General features: G+C 70.4%; 18 protein-coding genes. 13 read left to right on the forward strand and 5 right to left on the reverse strand.

The features are described from left to right. Window positions 1-63 precede the first annotated feature (63 nt). A complete protein-coding gene (locus ACIRPU_RS22720) occupies window positions 64-1,797 on the reverse strand; it encodes a hypothetical protein (RefSeq protein ID WP_403870022.1) in 1,734 nt (577 codons plus the stop codon). Between the two features lie 206 nt (window positions 1,798-2,003). Between ACIRPU_RS22720 and ACIRPU_RS22725 the strand changes: the two genes are divergently transcribed. Further along, window positions 2,004-2,987, forward strand: coding sequence for a glycosyltransferase family 2 protein (locus ACIRPU_RS22725; RefSeq protein ID WP_403870025.1), 984 nt, complete (start codon window positions 2,004-2,006; stop codon window positions 2,985-2,987). Then, on the forward strand, window positions 2,984-4,333 hold the full coding sequence (locus tag ACIRPU_RS22730) for an alpha-2,8-polysialyltransferase family protein (RefSeq protein ID WP_403870028.1): 1,350 nt from the start codon (window positions 2,984-2,986) through the stop codon (window positions 4,331-4,333). The genes ACIRPU_RS22725 and ACIRPU_RS22730 overlap by 4 nt, the downstream gene beginning before the upstream one ends. 149 nt (window positions 4,334-4,482) lie before the next feature. On the opposite strand, the gene ACIRPU_RS22735 is transcribed toward ACIRPU_RS22730, so the two are convergent. From ACIRPU_RS22735 to ACIRPU_RS22745, 3 genes are all read right to left on the reverse strand, one after another. Continuing rightward, window positions 4,483-5,631, reverse strand: a complete 1,149-nt coding sequence (locus tag ACIRPU_RS22735) for an acyltransferase family protein (protein WP_403870031.1) — start codon at window positions 5,629-5,631, stop codon at window positions 4,483-4,485. Window positions 5,632-5,858: 227 nt separating this feature from the next. Next, window positions 5,859-7,214: a polysialyltransferase family glycosyltransferase gene (locus ACIRPU_RS22740; protein ID WP_403870034.1), complete on the reverse strand. Its 1,356-nt coding sequence runs from the start codon at window positions 7,212-7,214 to the stop codon at window positions 5,859-5,861. Further along, the gene (locus ACIRPU_RS22745; protein ID WP_403870037.1) at window positions 7,214-8,209 is read right to left on the reverse strand and encodes a glycosyltransferase family 2 protein; all 996 of its coding nucleotides are present in this window, start codon (window positions 8,207-8,209) and stop codon (window positions 7,214-7,216) included. The genes ACIRPU_RS22740 and ACIRPU_RS22745 overlap by 1 nt, the downstream gene beginning before the upstream one ends. Window positions 8,210-8,407: 198 nt before the next feature. Here ACIRPU_RS22745 and ACIRPU_RS22750 point away from each other — a divergent pair, with 198 nt between their 5' ends. From ACIRPU_RS22750 to ACIRPU_RS22765, 4 genes are read left to right on the forward strand one after another with little or no spacing between them, the layout of a single operon-like run. Beyond that, window positions 8,408-9,766: a DUF6716 putative glycosyltransferase gene (locus ACIRPU_RS22750; protein ID WP_403870040.1), complete on the forward strand. Its 1,359-nt coding sequence runs from the start codon at window positions 8,408-8,410 to the stop codon at window positions 9,764-9,766. Window positions 9,767-9,786: 20 nt separating this feature from the next. After that, the gene (locus tag ACIRPU_RS22755) at window positions 9,787-11,034 is read left to right on the forward strand and encodes a cytidylyltransferase domain-containing protein (protein ID WP_403870043.1); all 1,248 of its coding nucleotides are present in this window, start codon (window positions 9,787-9,789) and stop codon (window positions 11,032-11,034) included. A gap of 13 nt (window positions 11,035-11,047) precedes the next feature. After that, the gene (locus ACIRPU_RS22760) at window positions 11,048-11,986 is read left to right on the forward strand and encodes an N-acetylneuraminate synthase family protein (protein ID WP_385559718.1); all 939 of its coding nucleotides are present in this window, start codon (window positions 11,048-11,050) and stop codon (window positions 11,984-11,986) included. Between the two features lie 43 nt (window positions 11,987-12,029). After that, window positions 12,030-13,121, forward strand: coding sequence for a hypothetical protein (locus tag ACIRPU_RS22765; RefSeq protein WP_403870047.1), 1,092 nt, complete (start codon window positions 12,030-12,032; stop codon window positions 13,119-13,121). Window positions 13,122-13,142: 21 nt separating this feature from the next. Here ACIRPU_RS22765 and ACIRPU_RS22770 read toward each other — a convergent pair whose 3' ends face one another. Further along, window positions 13,143-13,394 carry a hypothetical protein gene (locus tag ACIRPU_RS22770; protein WP_403870050.1) on the reverse strand — a complete coding sequence of 84 codons (252 nt, stop codon included), beginning with the start codon at window positions 13,392-13,394 and terminating at the stop codon, window positions 13,143-13,145. 302 nt (window positions 13,395-13,696) lie between these two features. Here ACIRPU_RS22770 and ACIRPU_RS22775 point away from each other — a divergent pair, with 302 nt between their 5' ends. The 7 genes from ACIRPU_RS22775 (at window position 13,697) to ACIRPU_RS22805 (ending at window position 22,367) form a co-directional block, all read left to right on the forward strand. Then, window positions 13,697-14,989: an amidohydrolase gene (locus ACIRPU_RS22775; protein WP_403870053.1), complete on the forward strand. Its 1,293-nt coding sequence runs from the start codon at window positions 13,697-13,699 to the stop codon at window positions 14,987-14,989. Between the two features lie 277 nt (window positions 14,990-15,266). Continuing rightward, window positions 15,267-16,343, forward strand: coding sequence for a BMP family ABC transporter substrate-binding protein (locus ACIRPU_RS22780; RefSeq protein WP_355708144.1), 1,077 nt, complete (start codon window positions 15,267-15,269; stop codon window positions 16,341-16,343). Window positions 16,344-16,585: 242 nt separating this feature from the next. Then, window positions 16,586-17,638, forward strand: coding sequence for a BMP family protein (locus ACIRPU_RS22785; RefSeq protein ID WP_403870056.1), 1,053 nt, complete (start codon window positions 16,586-16,588; stop codon window positions 17,636-17,638). A 235-nt stretch (window positions 17,639-17,873) separates the two neighbouring features. Next, entirely contained in the window at window positions 17,874-19,577 is a 1,704-nt protein-coding gene (locus ACIRPU_RS22790) for an ABC transporter ATP-binding protein (RefSeq protein WP_403870139.1), read from the forward strand. After that, window positions 19,574-20,692, forward strand: coding sequence for an ABC transporter permease (locus ACIRPU_RS22795; RefSeq protein ID WP_355708149.1), 1,119 nt, complete (start codon window positions 19,574-19,576; stop codon window positions 20,690-20,692). The genes ACIRPU_RS22790 and ACIRPU_RS22795 overlap by 4 nt, the downstream gene beginning before the upstream one ends. After that, window positions 20,692-21,954 (forward strand): ABC transporter permease, encoded by a 1,263-nt coding sequence (locus ACIRPU_RS22800; protein ID WP_403870059.1) that lies wholly within the window; start codon window positions 20,692-20,694, stop codon window positions 21,952-21,954. Before ACIRPU_RS22795 ends, ACIRPU_RS22800 begins: the two co-directional genes overlap by 1 nt. After that, window positions 21,951-22,367, forward strand: coding sequence for a cytidine deaminase (locus ACIRPU_RS22805; RefSeq protein ID WP_355708153.1), 417 nt, complete (start codon window positions 21,951-21,953; stop codon window positions 22,365-22,367). The genes ACIRPU_RS22800 and ACIRPU_RS22805 overlap by 4 nt, the downstream gene beginning before the upstream one ends. Window positions 22,368-22,462 lie beyond the last annotated feature (95 nt).

Here is a 22,462-nt window from a genome sequence, read left to right on the forward strand (position 1 = left end):
CACGGACGAACGGCCCCGGCGAGGAGTTCACCGCCGGGGCCGTTCCGGTGCGCCGCAGGTGCCTCAGCGGCGCGCCGTGCACACCACGAGCTGCTGGTTCACCGGCTTGGGGCACTGGTACGCCCTGCGGATGTCGGCGGCGATCCGCGGGTCGATGATGCCCAGCGACAGCCAGCTGGGCTGGTAGACGGCGTAGGCGGCCGGGTGCTCCTGCGTGATGCAGCGCACGTTCTCCCGGGTCGACTCGAGCGAGGGCACCTCGGTGAGCTGCTTGGGCACGTTGAAGAACGTGGGGAAGGGGTACCGGCAGGCGGTGGGATGGTCGATGTAATACGCCTGCTGGCCGAAGGTCAGATACAGCACGGGTACGCCGTCCGGGAGTTCGGCGTCCACCTGCTTCGCCGCCGCTTCCGCCGACCGCGCCTGCGCCTTGAGCTCGGCGTTGGTCGTGACGATCCGCCCCTCGATCACCCGGACCCCGGACAGGGGCCACACGGTCGCGGCCAGGCACACGACGACCGCGAGGACCGGCAGGGCGACCGGAACCCGGAGGGCGCGCGCACGCGGTGCCCGCACCCACAGCAGGTCCGCCGCCCCGGCGAGGAGAGCCGCCGCCGAGGCGAGCCACGCGACGACGTCCGTGTCGACGTCCGTACGGACGAGGGCGAGCAGCGGGGTCGCCCCGTACAGGAGGGCGAGCAGGGTGAGGCACAGCGGAGGCCGGCCGTGGGCGCCGTACCAGCGGCCGATCGCGAGAGCGGTCAGGGCCGCGGCCAGCACCGGCAGGCTCTCGCCGTGGTACGCGAACCAGTTGCCCTGGTAGACCACGACGGCCAGCGCGATGACGAGGAGCAGCAGGGTGACGAGCACGGCCTCGGCGCGCTGCCGGCGCGACGGGAGGGTGGCGGCGAACAGCAGCAACGCGCCGGGCAGCAGCGCGAGCACCGGCGTCACCGCGATCCGGTCGCCCAGGTAGTCGGCGGTCCGCAGCAGCAGGTCCGAAACGACGATCGGGTCCTTGCCCAGCGCGTGCGCGTTGATGTGCGGCATGTCGCGCAGCCACTGGAGCTCGCGCGAGCCCGACCAGGCGCTGAGCGCGAAGAGCAGGCCGGTGCCGACGGCGGTCGCGGCGGCGAGCAGCAGGCCCCGTACCCGGTCGACGGCGAAGACCACGAGGAGTGCCATCGCGGCGGTGCCCGCCGTGGAGTACTTCATCAGCAGGGCGAGAGCGAGCGGCAGCGCGGCGAGCGCGGTGGCCTGCCAGCGGCGGCGGACGCCGAGCGCGGCGGCGACGGCGACCGTCGCGAAGACGATCGCGAACCACTCCGGCTGCAGGTAGTCGATGACGGGCGCGAAGGCCAACGTGAGGGCGACCAGGCCCGAGACGAGCAGCGCGTCCCGCTCCGGCATGCGGCGGCGCAGGGCCCGGTGCAGCAGCAGACCGGCGGCCGCGCACAGGACGATGCCGATGAGCCGCAGGAGGGCCTCGCGCACCGCGTTCGACCCGCCGGTGACGGAGTCCAGACCGGCGAGCAACCAGCGGTAGAAGAAGGGCCGGTGGGCGAAGATCTCGGAGGGGGACAGCCCGCTCGCCCCCGTCGTGCGCAGGGCGGCCAGCACATAGCGGATGTCGAGGAAGACACCGGCGGTGAGGGTCGTCCAGATCAGCAGCGCGGCGGTGGTGATGGCGGTGGTCCACCCCGCGGGCGAGGTGAGGCGCAGCCGGCGCGTAGCCGGTCCGTGCGGGCTCGGCCCGCGCCGCGCGACGGGCGGAGGTGAGGTGGATATGTCGGTCACGTGCGCGAACGTAGCATCGAATTCCGCGAGAATACGGGGCGATGAAAAGGAGGAGGGGGCGGCTCACCCGTTCTTCATCTGCCATTTCCCGACCCGATCCGGATGTCACGCCGAATTCACCTGGGTGTCGGCGACGGGACATGCGAAGGCTGATCCTACTTTCTTAGGATCACTTGACTTTCCGCTGAGAATTCAGGTGCGCACACGTGGCCAACACACCGACCCTGTCCGTCGTCGTCCCCTGCTACAACATCGAGTCGTATCTGCCCGAGACCGTGACCAGCCTGGTCAACAATGCCCGGGACGACTTCGAGTTCATCTTCGTCGAGGACAGATCCACCAAGGACAGGACCTACGAAGCGCTCCTCGCCCTGACGGAGCGGCTCGGGAACAGTCGGGTGATCCGGCACGAGCGGAACGGCGGACTGGCGACCGCGCGCAACACCGGCATCGATGTCGCGGAAGGCCGCTACCTCACCTTCCTCGACGGCGACGACTGGCTGGCGCCGGGCTATCTGGCCCAGTTGGTGGACGTCGCCGAGCGGTTCGACGTCGACTTCGTACGCACCGACCATGTGCAGGTCACCGGACTCGAGCGGGCCGTTCACCGGGCGCCCGAGGGCCGCCGCCACACCCCGCTCGACCCGCGCACCTCGATCCTCCCCGTCGACGACACCACGATGGTCGACTATCCGTACGCCTGGGCCGGCGTCTACCACCGCCGCCTCCTCGACCGGGGCATGCTCCGCTTCCACGACGGGCTGCGCACCGCCGAGGACCGGCCGTGGATCTGGGACCTGCACCGCAGGGCGGAGTCCTACGTCGTCGCCAGCCTGCACGGGGTCTTCTACCGCCGGGGCATCGCCAGTTCGCTCACCCAGATCGGCGACGTGCGCCAGCTGGACTTCTTCCGCTCCTTCGACCTCGTCCTCGCCGAGCTCGCCGACGATCCCGAGGCGGACCGGCTGCGCGGGAAGGCGCTGCGCAACTTCTGCGTCGTCATCGCCCACCAGCTGATCGACCGACGCCGGTTCGAGCGCAGTGTGGCCGCGAAGCTGAAGCGGCTGGCCGCCGGGGCGCTGGGCGCGATGAGCGAGGAGGAACTGGGCGAGGCCGTGGTGGGGATGGGCGAGGAACGCGTACAGGTGCTGCGCAGGGTGCGCGGCGGTATGAAGGGCGTGGCGGCATGATCCAGATATTCTGCTCGGCCACCCAGTACGCGGCCGCGACCGTCACCGCCGCGATCCGCGCCGGTCGGTTCGGCCCGCGCGAGGGCGTCCGCCGCATCCTCGTCGTCAGCAACACCGCCGCCGCGCCGGAGGTCGGCACCCCGCTGGACCGGATGGCCGGCTTCGAGAAGCTGCGCCCCGAGTTCGACCAGGTGTACTCCTGGAACGAGTTCATCTCCCCGCACCACCCGGTCGGCTGGTCGCCGCGCGCCCAGGACACCCGGCTCTGGGAGAAGGCCGTACGCCTCGCCTGGGACCTGGGCGACGAACAGGTCGAGATCGCCTGCGAGTCCATCCAGGCCAACCCCTCCCGTGCGATCGCCGACATCTTCGCGGACAGCCCGATCCACGTCTACGCGGACGGCCTGATGAGCTACGGCCCCACCCGCAACCGCATCCCGCACGGCATGAGCAGCCGCATCACGCGCGTGCTCCACCTCGACCTGGTGCCCGGTCTGCGGCCGATGCTCCTGTCCGAGTACGGCGTCCGGCCCGAGGCCGTCCCGCGCGAGGCGATGGTCGACGTCCTCGCGCAGATCGGCGAGGCCGGCGCCGGCCTCCTCGCCGAACGGCTCCCGGCCGACCACCCCGCCACCGCCGTGCTCCTCGGCCAGTACCTCTCCGCGATCGACCTGATCACCCAGGACGAGGAGGAGCGGCTGCATGTCCGCATGCTGCGCGCCGCCGCCCGCGCGGGTCACGAGAACGTGCTGTTCAAGCCGCACCCGAGCGCGCCCGCCGTCTACAGCGAGTCCCTGGAGGCGGCCGCCGGGGAACTCGGCGTGCGGCTCACCGTGCTGAACGAACCGATCCTCGCCGAGACGGTCTTCGCCTACCTCAAGCCGAAACTCGTCATCGGCTGCTTCTCCACGGCCCTGATGACCGCCGCCGCCTTCTACGGCATTCCCGTCGCCCGGGTCGGCACGGAGCTGCTCCTGGACCGCATCACGCCGTACGAGAACAGCAACCGCGTCCCGCTCACCATCATCGACGTGGCGCTGCCCGACGCGGAGCAGGCGGAGCTCGGCGCCCCGCTCGAACTCGCGGGGGCGGCCGAGGAGCTGACGCCCCTGATCCGGGCCGTGGGGTACTGCATGCAGTCCCGCAAGTACCACAGCCTGCGCGCCGAGGCGGTCACATGGCTCGCCGCGCATCTCGCCGAAGGGTCCCCCTACCAGCGCTACTTCAAGCGCCGCCGCCTCACGAACCTCCGCCTTCCCGGCGGCGGTCCGATCCGCGCCGAGGCACTGCGCCGTCACCCGGCGGTCCGCCGTGCCGTACGCCGGATCCGGTCGACGGCGCGTTGACGGCTGAGGGGCTGAGGGGGTGAGGGGCTGAGGGGGTGAGCGGGGACGCGCAGTGCCCCGCTCACCCCCTCAGGGGCGCGGGGAACCGCGCGATCAGCCACGGCGGTGCCGCAGACGGCCGACGGCCTGTCGCGGCATCGCCGAACCGCTCAGGCCCGCCGCGCGGCGAGCGCCCGCTTGAGCCGGGGTCCGATCGGCTTCTCCACGAACCGGTGGAGAAGCCAGGCGATCCCGAGCATCGACAGCACCGTCGTGCCGATCGTCAGGTACGGGCTCAGCCCGAACTCGCGGTACAGCACCCGGATGAAGAACCAGCCCAGGTGCTCGTGGATCAGGTAGAAGGGGTACGTCAGCGCCCCGGCCACCGTCAGCCAGCGCCAGTTCGCCCGGCTGGTCCAGCCCACGGCCACCGCGCCGACGGCGACGAAGGCGACGAGGACGATCAGCTCGATGACGTACGGACTGCGGTGGAACTGGCCCTGCGGGCCGGGGTGCCACAGGGCCGTGACCGAGTAGCGCTGGCCGAGCAGGAAGCTGAAGCCGACGATGCCCCACAGCAGCAGGTCGTTGCCGAAGCGGTGGATCAGGTAGAAGGCCAGACCGCCGATGAAGTACGGGGCGTGGTCCCGCATCACCAGCTCGTCGGTCAGCGGGTTGTCGGCGACCCGGGCGAAGACGCCGGCCAGCGTCCACAGGATGCAGAACGTCACCACCCGGCGGTAGGTGACGCCCCGCCAGACCACGAACAGCGCGAACAGGGCGTAGAAGCGCACCTCCACCCAGAGCGTCCAGTCCACGCCCAGCACCCGGGGCACGCCCATCGGCTGCTGGAGCATGGTGAGGTTGGTGAGGATCTCGTCCGAGCGCAGCGGCGAGGCCACCACCGGCAGGATCAGGCCCGCGGCGGTGACCAGGACGATCGCCGCCCAGTACGCCGGGTACAGCCGGGCCACCCGGGAGCGGAAGAAGTCCCCCATGCTCCGGCCCCAGCTGCTCATGCAGATCACGAACCCGCTGATCAGGAAGAAGAACTGCACGCCCAGGCTGCCGTAGGTGGCGAATTGCGACAGCGTCGGGAACTTCTGGCCGGGGGACTGGTGCCAGGACTGGGCGACCTCGCCGTTCTTGCCGGCGTAGTGGTAGAAGCAGACCATCAGGGCCGCCAGCAGCCGCAGCCCGTCCAGGGCGCGCAGCCGGCTCTCCGCCCGGGGCCGGACCGGAGCCCGCTCGGGGATGAGCAGGTTCATCCGGAGTGCCGGGGTCGCGGCCGGTGCCGCCGCCTGGTCAGCCGCGCTCATCCTGGGACCTTCCGTGGGAGTCATGAGAGGTGTTCCGTCGCGTGTGACGGCCGAGGGCCGTCGTCTCGACGACGGAACGCTATGCATCTCCGACAAGTCCGGGGTGAGTGACGGCTGACTGACCGGCGGCGCAGGAATGACGATCGGATGAACAGCTGTCCCGGTATGTCTTGTTTCCGGCCGTCGGGCCACCCGGCCGATACGGCGACGCGGGAGGGCGACCGCAGCTACCGGCTCTTGCCGGTCACCCGCTTCAGGGCCCGCGCCCGGCGCGCCAGGCGGCGGACGGTCGCGTTGCGCGGGATGAACGCGAGCTGGCCCGGGACGGCGCCGGGGAGGGCCAGTGCCGCCAGGCGCCGGCGCTTGAAGTAGCGCCAGGTGTGCGCGTCGAGGTGCGTGGAGAGGTAGCGCTCCGCCTCGCCCAGCAGCCCCGGGTAGATCTTGGGCTGCATCGCGAAGCCGACGGCCTTGAGGAGCGCGGCCAGCTCCTCCACCCGCTCCGCCGACGGCATGGCCCACGCCTCCACCGCCCCCCTGTCCGCCAGGTCCGGCAGCAGCAAATCGACGATGGTGAGCGGCACCCGGTTGCTGTTCTGGTACGGCGCGAGCCTGGCCAGCACGGTGTCGGTGCCGATCCGGGCGACCGGGAGGCCGTACAGACCGGCGGCGGTGAGCAGCGCGGTGGAGAAGCAGCCGACGACGAGGGCGGGCCGCAGCCGCTGGTAGGCCACCTCCGCGAGGACGGGCCGGTCGAGCAGGACGAGTTCGGCGCCCAGGTTCCTCGCCTCGTCCTCCAGCAGCCGGGACCAGCGGACGGGCGCCGTGGGGTGCGGTTTGAAGACGAGTCTGCGGTGTCCGAGCGCCACGGCGCCGCGCACCATGCCCAGATGCAGTTCCTCCTCCTCGGCGTCGCCGATGATGCCCAGCGCCGACAGGTACTGCCCCAGCAGCAGCGCCGGTTGCTCCTCGTCGGAGGGCAACCCGCTCTCGTCCTCGGCGAGTTCGCCCAGCACCTTCAGGAACGCCTCGGACGGCACCACCACCGGTGGCACGCCGAACTCGGTGAGCAGCAGCGGGGTGAGGCCCGGCACCAGGTCGAGGTGCAGCAGCCGGTCGACCCGGGTGCCGACCAGCGGGTCGATCTTGTCCCGTGTGGGGCCGTAGCTCATCAGGCCGTCGGCGTAGGCGTCGACGGGCGCGCCGGTGAACAACTGGCACAGCGCCAGCGCCGGATTCACCTGGATGGACTCCACGGCCAGGTGGATCTCGTCGTCACCGAGATCCCACAACAGCCGTACGTACCGCTCCCACATGGGGATGTCGTCCCCGCGCGGGCCCCAGCCGCCGGGGTGGAAGGGGGCGATGGTCTCGTTCCAGGACAGCACCTCGTCGAAGCGCTCACGGATCCGGGCGAAGCCCGGCATGGCGTCGACGGACGGGGTGATCTCCGGGTTGACCGCGTTGTTGGTGACCAGCAGCAGCCGGCGGTCGGTCGGTGCGAAGAGCCCGGCGTCGAGGGCCGCGGCCAGGGTCGCGGCGCCGTACAGGGTCGAGACGCAGAAGATCCGGGTGGTGCGAGGCATCAGACGGCCACCGTCCGTGCCGCCACCGTCCGTGCGGCCACCGGCCTGCGCCGTACCCGCCGCAGGGCACCCGCCCGCTGTACGTCCATCGAGTCCATGACCTCCGCGAGCACGTCCTGCGGCATTCGCTTCAGGGCGGCGGCGCACAGGGAGCGCAGTTTCCGTGCCACGGCGGGTTCGAACCTTTCGATCGAGCCGAGGTGATGCGTCATGATCGCGCAGTAGGTGCGCACCGCCTTGGGCAGCAGCTTCTCGCCCTCGGCGTCCCGCGCCGTCTCTTCGATCACCTGGTCGAAGGCGCGGATGAAGTCCAGTTGCCGTACGTCGCCGATCTGGGTGAGGGAAGAGGCCACCCCGCGCCGGTAGTAGACGCCCAGCAGTCCCACCACGGCGAAGGTGTCCGCCTCCCGGTGGAGCTTCCAGATCCAGGGCCGGTCCTCGGCCGTCCGCAGCCCGTCGGTGAAGTGCAGCAGTCCGCGGTCGACGAGACGGCGGTGGTAGATACCGGCCCAGGCGTAGGCGTAGTCCACCGAAGTGGACCGGTCGGCGGGCAGGATCGCCTCCCGCGGGCTCATCACCGTCCCGCGCCGGCCGTGCGGCACGCGGTGGATGCTCCGGGCCCGCGCGGTGCACTGCACATGGTCGGTGCGGACGAAGTCGCAGCCCAGTTCCTCTATAGAGGCGAGAAGCCGAGGGAAGTATCCGGGCGCCAGCCAGTCGTCGCCGTCCAGGAAAGTCAGATAATCGCCGCGCGCCTTGTCGATGCCGGTGTTTCTCGCGGTCGCCAGCCCTCCGTTCTTTTCGTGTCTGACCAACACCGCGCCCGGCAGTTCTCGCTCCGCACGCGCAAGGATGTCCGAGGTCGCGTCGGTCGAACAGTCGTCGACCAGAATGAACTCGAAGTCCTCGCGTGCGTTCGAACGCAGGCTCGTCAGGGTGTCGGGCGCGTATTGCTGAACGTTGTAGAACGGCACGATCACGGAAAGCTTGGGCACCTGCGAAACCTTAGAAGGGCCCCCGGCGGCAAAACTTGCCGGTGTGGATACGGGGGGTGAACTCGATGTGTCGGAATGGTGCACCCCCTGCGCTTTCGCGCATTAAGCGGGCCAGTTCGGCGTCCGGTGGCGCGCTGTTAACTTCTCGTTGAGTCGAGGTTGGGTAAAGCGGGGGAATTGCTTTCTAGCGTCTAGCTCGTGCCAGCAAGTACTGCCAACCCCCCACGGATCGCCGTCCTCGCGGACTCCGACACCCGATGGAAATGGGGTGCGCTGACCGCGACGCGGATCGCGCCCTCCATGGAAGCCGGATCCGGGAGCGGGGCGCAAGTCGCCCCCGTCCTGGACGGATTCCTGCTGCGCGGCCGGGCCACCCCCACCCCCCGCCAACTGGCCGAGGTCGGTGTGCACGCCGACTCGCTGACCGAGGTCACCGCGCTCGAGTTCCTGCGCGCCATGACGCGGACGTCGTACGACGTCCTCGTCCTTGCCCTGGTCGGCGGCGGCGTCCAGGCGATCCTGCACGGCCTGAAGCGGATCTGGGAGGAGCGGACCGAACGCCCCGTCGTCGTCACCGGCTACGTCGGCGTCGTCTACGAGAAGCTCGCCGACGGGCTGCTGCTGCGGCACGGCGCCGATCTCGTCCTCGCCAACTCCCGGCAGGACGCGGAGCGTTTCCGCGCCGTGTACGAGGGGGTGGGCGCCGACGCCTCGTCGGTGACCGAAGTGGCCCTGCCGTTCCTGGGCGGTGAACCGTACACGGGTGAACACGACCCCTACACCGTCGTGTTCGCCGCGCAGCCCTCCGTGCCGGAGAACCGCAGGGACCGCGCGTACCTGCTCGACCGGCTGGTGCGGCACGCACGGCTGCGCCCCGAGCGGGAGGTGCTGCTGAAGCTCCGCTCCAAGCCGGGCGAGCACACCACCCACATCGAGGAGCTGCCGTACCAGAAGCTGGTGCAGAAGCTCGATCCGCCGCCCAACTTCCGTCTGGTGTACGGGAACATGGGCGAAGTCCTCGACCGCACCGACCTCATGGTCACGGTCAGTTCGACGGCCGCTCTGGAGTCCCTGCACCGTCGGATCCCCACGGTCGTCCTCACCGACCTCGGGGTGCGCGAGGCGCTCGGCAACCACCACTTCGTCGGCTCCGGCTGCCTCGCCTCCTGGGACCAGCTCGACGCCGGGCACCGGCCCGCCCCCGACGAGGAGTGGGTGGCCCGCCAGGGCGTCGCCGTCGGGGGCCCCGCCTCCGGGGGAGGCTCGTACGCGACCGCCTTCGACGCGGCCCGTGAGCGGATCGGCGCCTTGCTCGACAACCCCCACGGCCTTCCGCCCCTCACCCCCTACTACACGCCCGCGACCGCGCCCGGCTATCTGCCCGGCATCCTCGCCCGCCACCACCTCGGCCCCGACGGCAGCCCGCTGCCCGGCGCGCCGGCCGCCGGGAGGGAACCGGGCCCGGTCCGGCAGATCGTGCGCCGGGCGGCGCGCGGCGCCTACCGGCACGGCGTGCAGCGGGTGGCCCCGGTCATCCGGCGGATGGGGGAGCTGTGACCCGTCAAGGAGAGAAATCCATGTCCGACTCACCAGCAGGGGCGCGCCGTGTGCTCGCGGTGATCCCCGCGCGCGGCGGCTCCAAGGGCGTGCCCGCGAAGAACCTCGCGCCGGTGGGCGGCGTACCGCTCGTCACCCGCGCGGTCCGCGAGTGCCGGGCGACCCGCCTCGTGACGGACGTCGTCGTCTCCACCGACGACCACGCCATCGCGGCGGCGGCGCGGGAGGCGGGCGCGGAGGTGGTGCTCCGGCCCGCCGCCATCGCCGGTGACACCGCGACCTCCGAGGCGGCCGTCCTGCACGCCCTGGACGCCCACGAGGCGCTGCACGGCTCCCCGGTCGACGCCGTCCTGCTCGTGCAGTGCACCAGCCCCTTCCTCGTCCGCGACGACATCGACGGGGTCGCCGCGGCCGTCGTCGAGCAGGGCGCCGACACCGCGGTGACGGTGGCCCCGTTCCACGGCTTCGTCTGGCGCGACGCGGACGGCGAGGAGGCCGGGGGCGGCGACGGAGGCCCCGGCCCGGCCGGCGGCTTCGGCGTCAACCACGACAAGGCCTTCCGCCCCCGCCGCCAGGACCGCCCCCAGGACCTCCTGGAGACCGGCGCCGCCTACGCCATGGAGACCGGCGGCTTCCGCGCGCACGGCCACCGCTTCTTCGGCCGCACGGAACTCGTCCGCACCGACCCCGCCCGGGTCCTGGAGATCGACGACCCGCACGACCTGGCCCGGGCCAGGGCGCTGGCGGGCCTCTTCGACGCGGACCGGCCCGGCTCCCTGCCCACCGCCGCGGACATCGACGCGGTCGTCCTCGACTTCGACGGCACCCAGACCGACGACCGGGTGCTGATCGACTCCGACGGACGGGAGTTCGTCTCCGTGCACCGCGGCGACGGCCTCGGCATCGCCGCCCTGCGCAGGTCGGGCCTGCGGATGCTGATCCTCTCGACCGAACAGAACCCGGTCGTCGCCGCCCGGGCCCGGAAGCTGAAGCTCCCCGTCCTGCACGGCATCGACCGCAAGGACCTCGCGCTCAAGCAGTGGTGCGAGGAACAGGGCATCGCGCCGGAGCGCGTGCTCTACGTCGGCAACGACGTCAACGACCTCCCCTGCTTCGCCCTCGTCGGCTGGCCGGTGGCGGTCGCGAGCGCCCACGACGTCGTACGCGGCGCCGCACGCGCGGTCACCACCCTCCCCGGCGGCGACGGCGCGATCCGGGAGATCGCCGGCTGGATCCTCGGACCCTCTCTCGACACCCTCACCAGGTAAGGACATCTCCGCCATGAGCACCAACTCCCGTCTGCGCACGTTCGGTTCCCGCGAGGTCGGTCCCGGCAGGCCCGTCTACATCTGCGGCGAGATCGGCATCAACCACAACGGCGAGCTCGACAACGCCTTCAAGCTGATCGACGTGGCCGCCGAGGCCGGCTGCGACGCCGTGAAGTTCCAGAAGCGCACCCCCGAGATCTGCACCCCGCGCGACCAGTGGGACATCGAGCGCGACACGCCCTGGGGCCGGATGACCTACATCGACTACCGCCACCGCGTCGAGTTCGGCGAGGACGAGTACCGCCAGATCGACGAGTACTGCAAGGAGAAGGGCATCGCCTGGTTCGCGTCCCCGTGGGACACCGAGGCGGTCGCCTTCCTGGAGAAGTTCGACGTCCCCGCGCACAAGGTGGCGTCCGCCTCGCTGACCGACGACGAGCTGCTGCGCGCCCTGCGCTCCACCGACCGCGCCGTCATCCTCTCCACCGGCATGTCGACGCCGAGGCAGATCCGCCACGCGGTCGAGGTCCTCGGCAGCGACAACATCCTCATGTGCCACGCCACCTCGACCTACCCGGCGAAGGCCGAGGAGCTCAACCTCCGCGTGATCAACACGCTGGAGAAGGAGTTCCCGAACGTCCCGATCGGCTACTCCGGCCACGAGACCGGCCTCCAGACCACCCTCGCCGCGGTCGCCCTCGGCGCCACCTTCGTCGAGCGCCACATCACCCTCGACCGCGCGATGTGGGGCTCCGACCAGGCCGCCTCCGTCGAGCCGGGCGGCCTCACCCGCCTCGTCCGCGACATCCGCACCATCGAGGCCTCCCTCGGCGACGGCGTCAAGAAGGTCTACGACTCCGAGCTCGGCCCCATGAAGAAGCTGCGCCGCGTGTCGGGCGTCGTCGCGGCGGCGGAGATCGCGGCGGCGGCGGGCGAACCGGTCGCGGTGTGACCTGAATACCCCTCCGAGTGCCTTACGGGATGGTCGTCCGACGATGAGTCCTCGCGCCGGGAAGAACTCCGGCCACACCCCCCACACCCTCGCGTTCGTCGAGAGTCCGGTGCAGCTCCTGAACGTCCTGGAGTGGGCGCACGCCCGGGAACTCCACTCGCGGGAGGAGCCCGGCGCGGGATTCACCCTCGTCGTCCTGTCCCCGACCGACCCGATGACCCGCGGCCAGCTGCGCCGCATGGCCGAGCTGGCCCGCCGGGAGGGGCACACGGTCCGCTGGGAGGAGGCCCGCGGCGGCACCACGGCGCCCTTCCGCACGATCGGCGGCCTCATGCCGCTGCTGCGGCACGCGGAACGGATGGTGATGGGCGACCCGTTCTCCCGTTACGTCCAGCTGCTGCTGACCATCACCCGGGCGAGCGAGCTGGTCGTGGTGGACGACGGGACGGCGACGATGGAGTTCGTGGGCCAGCTGGCCCGCGGTGAACGGCTCGTGCGCTGGCACCGCAAGGGCGGCCGTACCGGCCCCCGTGACGTGCTCTTCGCCCCGGTGTCCGCCGCGGCCCGCCGCCGGCTGACCCCTGGCGCGGACCGCGGGGTCGAGGTCTTCTCCTCCATGCCCATAAAGGACGCCCCCGACGGCGTCACGATCACGTCCAACGTCTTCGCCTGGACCCGCGACCGCTTCGGTCCGCCGCGTGTGACGAAGACCGCGGACATGGTCGGCACCTCACTGGTGGAGACCGGCGTGGTGGACGCCGACCGCTACCTGGAGGCCGTCCAGAGGCTGGCCAAGGCCCACGGCGCGACCCGTTACTTCGCCCACCGCCGGGAGAGCACGGAGAAACTCCACCGGCTGGCCGTCGAGACGGGGCTCGAGGTGGTCCGCCCGGACCTCCCGCTGGAACTGATCGCCCGCCGCGGCCCCATCGGCCGGACCGTCCTCAGCTTCCCGTCCACGGTCGTCCACACCCTGCCGCTGGCCCTGTCCGGCACCGACGTGCGCGTCGCGGTCTGCGACATCGACCCGGCCTGGCTGACGGAACACGCCTCGCCCCGGGCGCAGGGGTTCCTGTCCGGGGTGACGGGCACGGCGAAGGACGTACACCGGCTGGCGGCGGTGAGCGTCGTCTGAGGACGGCCGGGACCCGGGCGACTACGAGCCGCCGCCCCGTGGGGGCGGCGGCTCCGCCTGTTCCTCCTCCCAACGGCCGAACCCGTCGAAGAAGCTTTCCTCGCGCTCGGCGTGCGCCCGCTCGCGCCACCGGGTGACCACCCACAGCGCACCCACGAGCAGACACGCCGTGACGGCCATCACCGCCAGCCCGGTCAGCGCCAGCGCCACCACGCCCCTGGCCAGGATCCCGGGTATCCGGTCCTCGCCGCACCCGCACGTCATCGTCTCCATGGGGGCACCGTGCCCGGTCGGCCCCGTGTCGTCGCCCAGCGTGGCGCAACCGCTGCATGGAGGTGATGATTCCGGGATCGGTCCCGGTCCGTGGACAAACCCAGCGTGTCTCGAGCCGTCCGTGGTATCCGTGAAAGGAAGGAAGAAGTGTGGGTGCCGACCGAGAAGCCGGCGAGTTTACCCATCCACCACAGCAGCCATGCGCCGCGCGGCCAACTTTTCTTCGCCTAACGGGTTGAACTTTTGTTGATCGGGTCAGTTGACCGCCCCGGCGTCCTACCCTTCAGAGGGTGAAGCAACTGATGTCCCGAGAGTCCGAGGCCGATCCGTCAGGGGAAGACGTGCTCCCCGGTGCACTTCCGGGTGCGCTCCCCGGAGCCCTTCCCGGCACCTTGCCGGAGGCGCTGCGCGCAGAGCTCGTGGCCTTCCGCCGCGACATGCACATGCACCCCGAGCTCGGCAACCAGGAGTTCCGTACGACGGCCGCGATCAAGGCGCGCCTGGAGAAGGCCGGTCTCGAGCCGCGCGTACTCGCCGTGGGGACGGGCCTCATCTGTGACATCGGGACCGTGGGCGGAGGGGGCGCGGCGGGTGCCGGCGCCGACGGCGTGCCCGTCCTGGCGATGCGCGCCGACATCGACGCGCTGCCCATCCCGGACACGAAGACCGAGTGCGCGTACCGCTCGAGGGTGCCGGACCGCGCGCACGCCTGCGGGCACGACGTGCACACCACCGTCGTCCTCGGCGCCGGACTCGTCCTCGCCGAGCTGCACCGGCAGGGCAGGCTCCCGCGGCCCGTGCGGCTGATCTTCCAGCCCGCCGAGGAGGTGCTCCCCGGCGGCGCGGCCGACGCCATCGAGGGCGGGGCGCTGGACGGGGTCGGGCGGATCATCGCCGTGCACTGCGACCCGCGGGTCGACGCGGGCAAGGTCGGGCTGCGCGAGGGGGCCATCACCTCGGCCTGTGACCGGCTGGAGATCTCGCTGGACGGGCCCGGCGGCCACACCGCCCGCCCGCACCTGACCACCGACCTCGTGACCGCCGTCGCCCGGGTCGTCACCGACGTGCCCGCGCTGGTCGGCCGCCGCGTCGACACCCGGGCCGGGCTGGCCGTCACCTGGGGCCGGATCGAGAGCGGACACGCCCCAAACGTGATCCCGCAGCACGCCGAGCTCTCCGGGACCGTCCGCTGCCTGGACATCGAGGCGTGGCGGCAGGCCCCGGACATCGTCGTCGCGGCGATCGACGAGGTCGCCAACCTGCACCGGGCCAAGTCGGAGATCAACTACGTGCGGGGCGTCCCGCCCGTCGTCAACGACGGCGACGTCGCCGGGCTGCTGCGGGACGCGATGGTCGCCCGGCGCGGCGAGGCGGGCGTGGAGAGCACCGAACAGAGCCTCGGCGGCGAGGACTTCTCCTGGTACCTCGAGCGGGTGCCCGGCGCGATGGCCCGGCTCGGGGTCCGTCCGCCCGGCGAGCGCACCGTGCGCGATCTGCACCAGGGCGACTTCGACGCGGACGAGTCGGCGATCACCGTCGGCGTCGAGCTCTTCACGGCGGCCGCGCTGCTGGACGCGGAGACCCGCGGCCACTGAGGCGGCACGGCGAAGGGACGTGGGCGAAGGGGTGCCGGAAAGACGCCCCTTCGTCCCCTTGTGTGACCCGCGCGTAACTCCGGGGACGCGGTTGTAACCCGGCGTCGGCACGAATCGATAACGGCCCGGAGAAACCCCGTTCCCCTCCGCTTCTACGCGCGTTACTGTGCGCCGGAATCGCCACCGGGAAAGGCTTGTTGGGGAGCCCCTCCTGTACGGCGCCACCAAGGGGAAAGCGGGCCGGTCACGGCGCCGTGGGGATGAAGGGGTGCTTGCTATGCGTCTGATATCTCGGAGGACGAGATTTTCCCGGGCCGCGGTGACCGTCGCGGTCGTCGCGCTTGCCGCCGCCGGCTGCGGCAAGTCCAGCACCGACTCCAAGTCGAGCGACTCGGAATCCAGCAGCGGCACCTACTCGGGCAAGGGCATCGGCCTCGCGTACGACATCGGCGGCAAGGGCGACCAGTCGTTCAACGACGCCGCCTACGCCGGGTTCGAGAAGGCCGAGAAGGAATTCAAGATCGGCGGCCAGGACATCGAGCCGCAGGACGGCGAGTCCGACGCGGACAAGGTGCAGCGGCTGACCCAGCTCGCCCAGGCCGGCTACAACCCGGTGATCGGCGTCGGCTTCGCCTACGCGCCGGCCGTCAAGGAGGTCGCCGCCAAGTTCCCGAAGATCACCTTCGGGATCATCGACGACGAGCAGATCCAGGCGAAGAACGTCGCCGACATGGTCTTCCACGAGGAGCAGGCCTCGTACCTGGCCGGTGTCGCCGCCGCCAAGGCCACCAAGAAGGCGCACATCGGCTTCATCGGCGGCGTGGACATCCCGCTGATCCACAAGTTCGAGGCGGGTTACGTCCAGGGCGCCAAGTCGGTCGATCCGAACATCAAGATCGAGTCGCAGTACCTGACCGAGACCGCCCAGGAAGGCGGCTTCTCCAGCCCCGACAAGGGCAAGGACGCGGCGAGCGGTCAGATCGAGGCGGGCGCCGACGTCATCTACCACGCGGCCGGTCTCTCCGGTCAGGGCGTGATCACCGAGGCCGCGGCCAAGAAGGTCTGGGCCATCGGCGTCGACTCCGACCAGTACAGCCAGAGCGCGCTGGCGGCGTACAAGGACTACATCCTCGGCTCGGCGCTGAAGAACGTCGGCGGCGCCGTCTACGACCTCGTGAAGTCCGTCCACGCGGGCAAGCCGCTGTCCGGTGTGGTCCGCGGCAGCCTCTCCAACGACGGGGTCGGATTCGCCGACAGCAACCCGAAGTACAAGGCGATGACGGACGTCGTCGCGGCCGTCGACAAGGCCAAGAAGGACATCATCGACGGCAAGATCACCGTTAACACCAAGTAACACCGAGTAACGCGCGACAAAGCGCCGGACCGGCCCCCGGCTACGCCCTTACGGGCGTCCTTGCAGCCCATACGCCCCTTGCCTCCCGCAAGGGGCGTACTGCTGTCCGTAACCTGGACCGCGACTGTGGCCACAGCTCGGTAACGGACCGGACAGAAGGGTTTTTCCGTCTGGTCTACGCGCGTTACGCTGCGGCGGAACCAGCGCCTGGTTTGGGCGCTTGCACAAAGGAGTCAAGTTCCATGCGCCGGGTGTCCCGAATCGCGGTTGCGGGTGTTGCCACCGCAGCTCTCGCCGTGACCGTTTCCGCTTGCGGAAGCTCCTCCACGTCGTCCTCCTCCTCCAGCAGCAGTGACAAGAACCTGGGCCTCGCGCTCGCGTACGACGTCGGCGGCAAGGGCGACCAGTCCTTCAACGACGCCGCCACGGCCGGCCTGGACAAGGCCGACAAGGAGTTCGGCTACAAGTCCACCGCGGTCGAGCCGCAGGACGGCGAGTCCGACGCGGACAAGGTGCAGCGCCTGGAGAGCCTTGCCAAGCAGGGCTACAACCCGGTGATCGGCGTCGGCTTCGCCTACGCGCCGGCCGTCAAGGAGGTCGCGGCCAAGTACCCGAAGACCACCTTCGGCATCGTCGACGACGAGCAGATCAAGGCCGACAACGTCGCCGACCTCGTCTTCCACGAGGAGCAGGCCTCCTACCTCGCCGGTGTCGCCGCCGCCAAGGCCACGAAGACCAACACCGTCGGCTTCGTCGGTGGCGTGGACGTCCCGCTGATCCACAAGTTCGAGGCCGGCTTCAAGCAGGGCGTCGAGGACACCAAGAAGGGTGTCACGGTCAAGTCGCAGTACCTGACCGAGACCGCCGCCGAGGGTGGCTTCTCCAGCCCCGACAAGGGTGAGAGCGCCGCCGAGGGTCAGATCGACGCCGGTGCGGACGTCGTCTACGCCGCCGCCGGTCTGTCCGGTCAGGGTGTCATCAAGGCCGCCAACGCCCACAAGGTCTGGGCCATCGGCGTCGACTCCGACCAGTACAAGCAGGACGCGCTGAAGGCGTACAAGGCATCGATCCTGACCTCGGCCATGAAGAACGTCGAGGGTGCGGTCTACACGCTCGCCAAGTCCGTCAAGGACGGCAAGCCGGCGACCGGCGTCGTGCGCGGCAGCCTCGAGAACGGCGGCGTGAGCGTGTCGGACTCGAACCCGGAGTTCGCGAGCAACACCGCGATCCAGGACGCGATCAAGAAGGCCGAAGCGGGCATCAAGGACGGCACGATCACGGTGAAGACCTCCTGACCTTCCGTCAGAGGCCTTGGCCAAAGAAGCGCTGTAATGGCAGCGTTACGGTCACGGAACCGGGCGCGGGAAGGATGTCCTCCCCGCGCCCCGTTCGCGCGGCAGAATGCTCGGAACGGATCGAGATTTGATCGGGATCTCAAGCAGGATCGATCAAGATCGACCTGATCCGGGCACTATTTAAAGCAGGGGCGCTACGCGCGTAGAGCGACCCCTTTCCCAAGGAGAGTGCGCCATCGACGCGTCCAGCAGCCCTCCGCTCACCGCACAGTCGACGATCGCGGTAGAGCTGGCGGGGATCACCAAGCGCTTCCCCGGTGTCGTCGCCAACCACGACATCCACCTCGCCGTCCGCAAAGGCACCGTGCACGCCCTCGTCGGCGAGAACGGCGCCGGCAAGTCGACGCTGATGAAGATCCTCTACGGCATGCAGAAGCCGGACGAGGGCACCATCGCGGTTGACGGCGACCAGGTGAGCTTCTCCAGCCCCGCCGACGCCATCGCACGCGGCATCGGCATGGTCCACCAGCACTTCATGCTGGCCGACAACCTGACCGTCCTGGAGAACGTGGTGCTGGGCAGCGAGAAGCTGTACGGCATCGGTGGCAACGCCCGTAAGAAGATCAAGGAGATCTCCGACCGCTACGGGCTCGGCGTGCGCCCCGACGCCCTGGTCGAGGACCTCGGCGTCGCCGACCGACAGCGCGTGGAGATCCTCAAGGTCCTCTTCCGCGGAGCCAAGACCCTCATCCTCGACGAGCCGACCGCCGTGCTCGTCCCGCAGGAGGTCGACGCGCTCTTCGACAACCTGCGCGAGCTGAAGTCCGAGGGCCTGTCGGTCATCTTCATCTCCCACAAGCTGGGCGAGGTGCTGTCCGTCGCCGACGAGATCACGGTCATCCGGCGCGGTACGACCGTCGGCACGGCCGTCCCCGCCGAGACGACCCCGCGTCAGCTCGCCGAGATGATGGTCGGCAGCGAACTGCCCACCCCGGAGACCGCCGAGTCCACGGTCACCGACAAGCCCGTCATCCAGGTCACGCACCTCACCGTGTACGCCAGCGGCGGCGCCTCCCTGGGCGTCGAGGCGGAGCCCACGGCCGGCGGGGTCAGCGGCATGATCTCGCCCGAGGTCGCTCTCGGCGGCGAGGTCAAGAAGGCCCTCGACGACGTCAGCTTCACCATCCACGCCGGTGAGGTCATGGGCATCGCCGGCGTCGAGGGCAACGGCCAGACCGAGCTGATCGACGCGCTGATCGGCACCAAGAACGCCGACTCCGGCAGCATCGCCTTCCTCGGCGAGGACATCACCCCCTGGAACACGCGCAAGCGGCGCGAGTCCGGCGTCGGCTACATCCCCGAGGACCGCCACCGCCAGGGCCTGCTCCTGGAGGCGCCCCTCTGGGAGAACCGCATCCTCGGCCACGTCACCGAGGCGCCCAACGCCAAGGGCTTCTGGCTGAACATCAAGGGCGCCCAGGCCGACACCCGCCGGATCGTCGAGGAGTTCGACGTCCGCACCCCCGGCATCGACGTCACCGCCGCCTCGCTCTCCGGCGGCAACCAGCAGAAGCTGATCGTCGGCCGCGAGATGAGCCACAACCCGAAGTTCCTGATCGCCGCCCACCCCACCCGGGGTGTGGACGTCGGCGCGCAGGCCCAGATCTGGGACCGCATCCGCGAGGCCCGCCGCGAGGGTCTGGCCGTGCTGCTGATCTCCGCCGACCTCGACGAGCTCATCGGTCTGTCGGACACCCTGCGCGTGATCTACAACGGCACCCTGGTCGCGGACGCCGACCCCGCCACCATCACCCCGGAGGAGCTCGGCTCCGCCATGACCGGCGCCGCGTCCGGTCACCTGGAACACGTGGACGAAGAACACGTCGACGACGCGGAAACCACCGAGGAAGCTGCCGGTCCGGAGGACGAGGCCCGATGAAGAAGTTCGACAAGGAGCGCGTGCTCCTCGCGGTGGCCGGCCCGGTCATCGCGCTCGTCGCGGCGATCCTGCTGACCTCGGTCGTGCTGATCGCCTCGGGCAAGAGCCCGATCGAGCCGTACACGCTCATGCTGGAGCAGGCCGGTTACTCCGACGTCCAGGTCCTGATCGTCAACCAGGCCTCGATGTACTACATCGCCGCCCTCGCGGTCGCCATCGGCTTCCGCATGAACCTGTTCAACATCGGCGTCGACGGCCAGTACCGCCTCGCCGCGATGATGACCGCCGTGGTCGGCGCGAACATCGCCCTGCCGTCCTTCCTCCAGATCCCGCTGCTGCTCCTGGTCGGCGTCCTCACCGGCGCCTTCTGGGCCGGCATCGCGGGCGTCCTGAAGGTCACCCGCGGGGTCAGCGAGGTCGTGGCGACGATCATGCTGAACGCGATCGCCACCAGCGTCATCGGCTACCTCACCCTCGACAACATGTGGGGCGTGCAGGTCGGCAACAACAACACCACCGGCATCATGAAGGACTCCGGCTGGGTGCCCGGCATCGACCTGGGCGCGGACGTCGGCGAGATCTACGGCCTGGTCTTCCTCGCCATCGCCCTCGGCATCGTCTACTGGGTCGTCCTCAACCGCACCCGCTTCGGCTTCGACCTGCGCGCCACCGGCGAGTCCGAGACCGCCGCCGCGGCCTCCGGCGTCGACGCCAAGAAGATGGTCCTCACCGCGATGCTCATCTCCGGCGGCATCGCGGGCCTCTCCGGCCTGCCCCTGCTGCTCGGCGACGCCCACACCTACAGCCTGAGCTTCCCCACGGGTCTCGGCTTCACCGGCATCACCATCGCCCTGCTGGGCCGCAACAACCCGGTCGGCATCGCCTTCGCCGCGCTCCTGATCGCCTTCCTCGACAAGGCCTCTCCGGCCCTCGACTACGCGACCCCGGTGGCGTACGAGAAGGAGATCGCCACGATCATGCAGGGCCTCATCGTCTTCGCGGTCGTCATCTCGTACGAGGCCGTTCGCCAGTGGGGTCTGCGCCGTCAGCAGAAGCGCGTCGGCGCCGAGCTCGCCGCCGCCGCCCAGAACACCAAGAAGGAGGTGACGGTCTGATGAGCACCACGACCATCGCCAAGCCGAAGGCGAAGCAGCCCGGCAAGGGCGGCCGCAAAATCTCGCTCCCGGTCCTCCTGCTGATCATCGCGGGCGTCCTGGTGCTGACCTCGATCGTCCGCCTGATCACCGGCGCCGACGGCATCACCTCCACCGGCCAGATGTCCACGGCCCTGCGCCTCGCCGTCCCGATCGGCCTCGCCGGCCTCGGCGGTCTGTGGGCCGAACGCGCGGGCGTCGTCAACATCGGCCTCGAGGGCATGATGATCCTCGGCACCTGGTTCGGCGCCTGGGCCGGCTACCAGTGGGGCCCGTGGACGGGCGTCGTCTTCGGCATCATCGGCGGCGCGCTCGGCGCCGTCCTGCACGCCATCGCGACCGTCACCTTCAACGTGAACCACATCGTCTCCGGTGTGGCCATCAACATCCTGGCCCTCGGCACCACGCGCTATCTGTCGAAGTTCGCCTTCGAGGGCGTCCCGCAGGGCTCCTCCAAGCAGTCCCCGCCGATCGACTCGCTGGGCACCTTCGACGTACCCGGCCTGTCGAGCTGGCTGGACACGCTCAACGAGAAGCACTGGTTCCTGGTCTCGGACATCGCGGGACTGGTCGGCGGTCTGATCACCGACCTGTCGCCGCTCACCGTCGTCGCCGTCGCCCTCGTCCCGGCCACCTGGTGGGTGCTGTGGCGGACGGCCTTCGGTCTGCGGCTGCGGTCCTGCGGCGAGAACCCGGTGGCCGCCGAGTCCCTCGGCGTCAACGTCTACAAGTACAAGTACATCGCCGTGATCATCAGCGGTGGCTTCGCCGGCCTCGGCGGCGCGTTCCTGTCCATCGTGGCCTCGAACGTCTACCTGGACGGCCAGACCGCGGGCCGCGGCTACATCGGCCTCGCCGCGATGATCTTCGGCAACTGGATGCCGGGCGGCCTCGCCCTCGGCGCGGGCCTGTTCGGCTACACCGACAGCCTCAACCTGCGCGGCGGCACCACCAACGTGCACGCGCTGATCCTGCTGCTGGCGATCGTGCTGGTGTTCGGCGCGGCCTACCTGGCGTGGCAGAAGAAGTACGTCCCCGCCGTCGTCACCGCGCTGATCTCGGCCCTGATGTTCGTCTGGTACGTCGGCACGGACGAGGTCCCGCGCCAGGTCGTGACGGCCGCCCCGTACGTCGTCACCCTGTTGGTGCTCTCGCTCTCCGCCCAGTCCCTCAGGATGCCCAAGGCGGACGGCATGCCGTACCGGAAGGGGCAGGGCAAATGACCCCGCCCGCCGCCGGATCCGCCGACCAGGTCGACTGGGAGAAGCTGCGTACGGTGGCCCGGGACGCCATGTCCCGGGCGTACGCCCCGTACTCCGGCTACCCGGTCGGCGTGGCGGCCCTCGTCGACGACGGCCGGATCGTGTCGGGCTGCAACGTCGAGAACGCCTCCTACGGGATCGGCCTGTGCGCCGAGTGCGGGCTGGTCTCGGAGCTCCAGAACACCGGAGGCGGCCGGCTCACGCACTTCACCTGCGTGGACGGCCGTGGCGAGATCCTCGTCCCGTGCGGCCGCTGCCGTCAGCTCCTCTACGAGTTCGGCGGCCCGGAGCTGCTGCTGGAGACGCCGGCCGGGATCCTGCCGCTGGCCGAGATGCTCCCGCAGGCCTTCGGCCCGGGCCACCTCACCAAGTAAGTCCCGCGCGGCCCCTCTGACCGGCGCAGAGGGGCCGCGCGGTTTCTGCAACGTCTTGCCGCACCACCGTGCACCCGCACTACGGTGCACCACCG

The sequence above is a fragment of the Streptomyces sp. NPDC102259 genome, assembly GCF_044766465.1.
Lineage (GTDB): Bacteria > Actinomycetota > Actinomycetes > Streptomycetales > Streptomycetaceae > Streptomyces.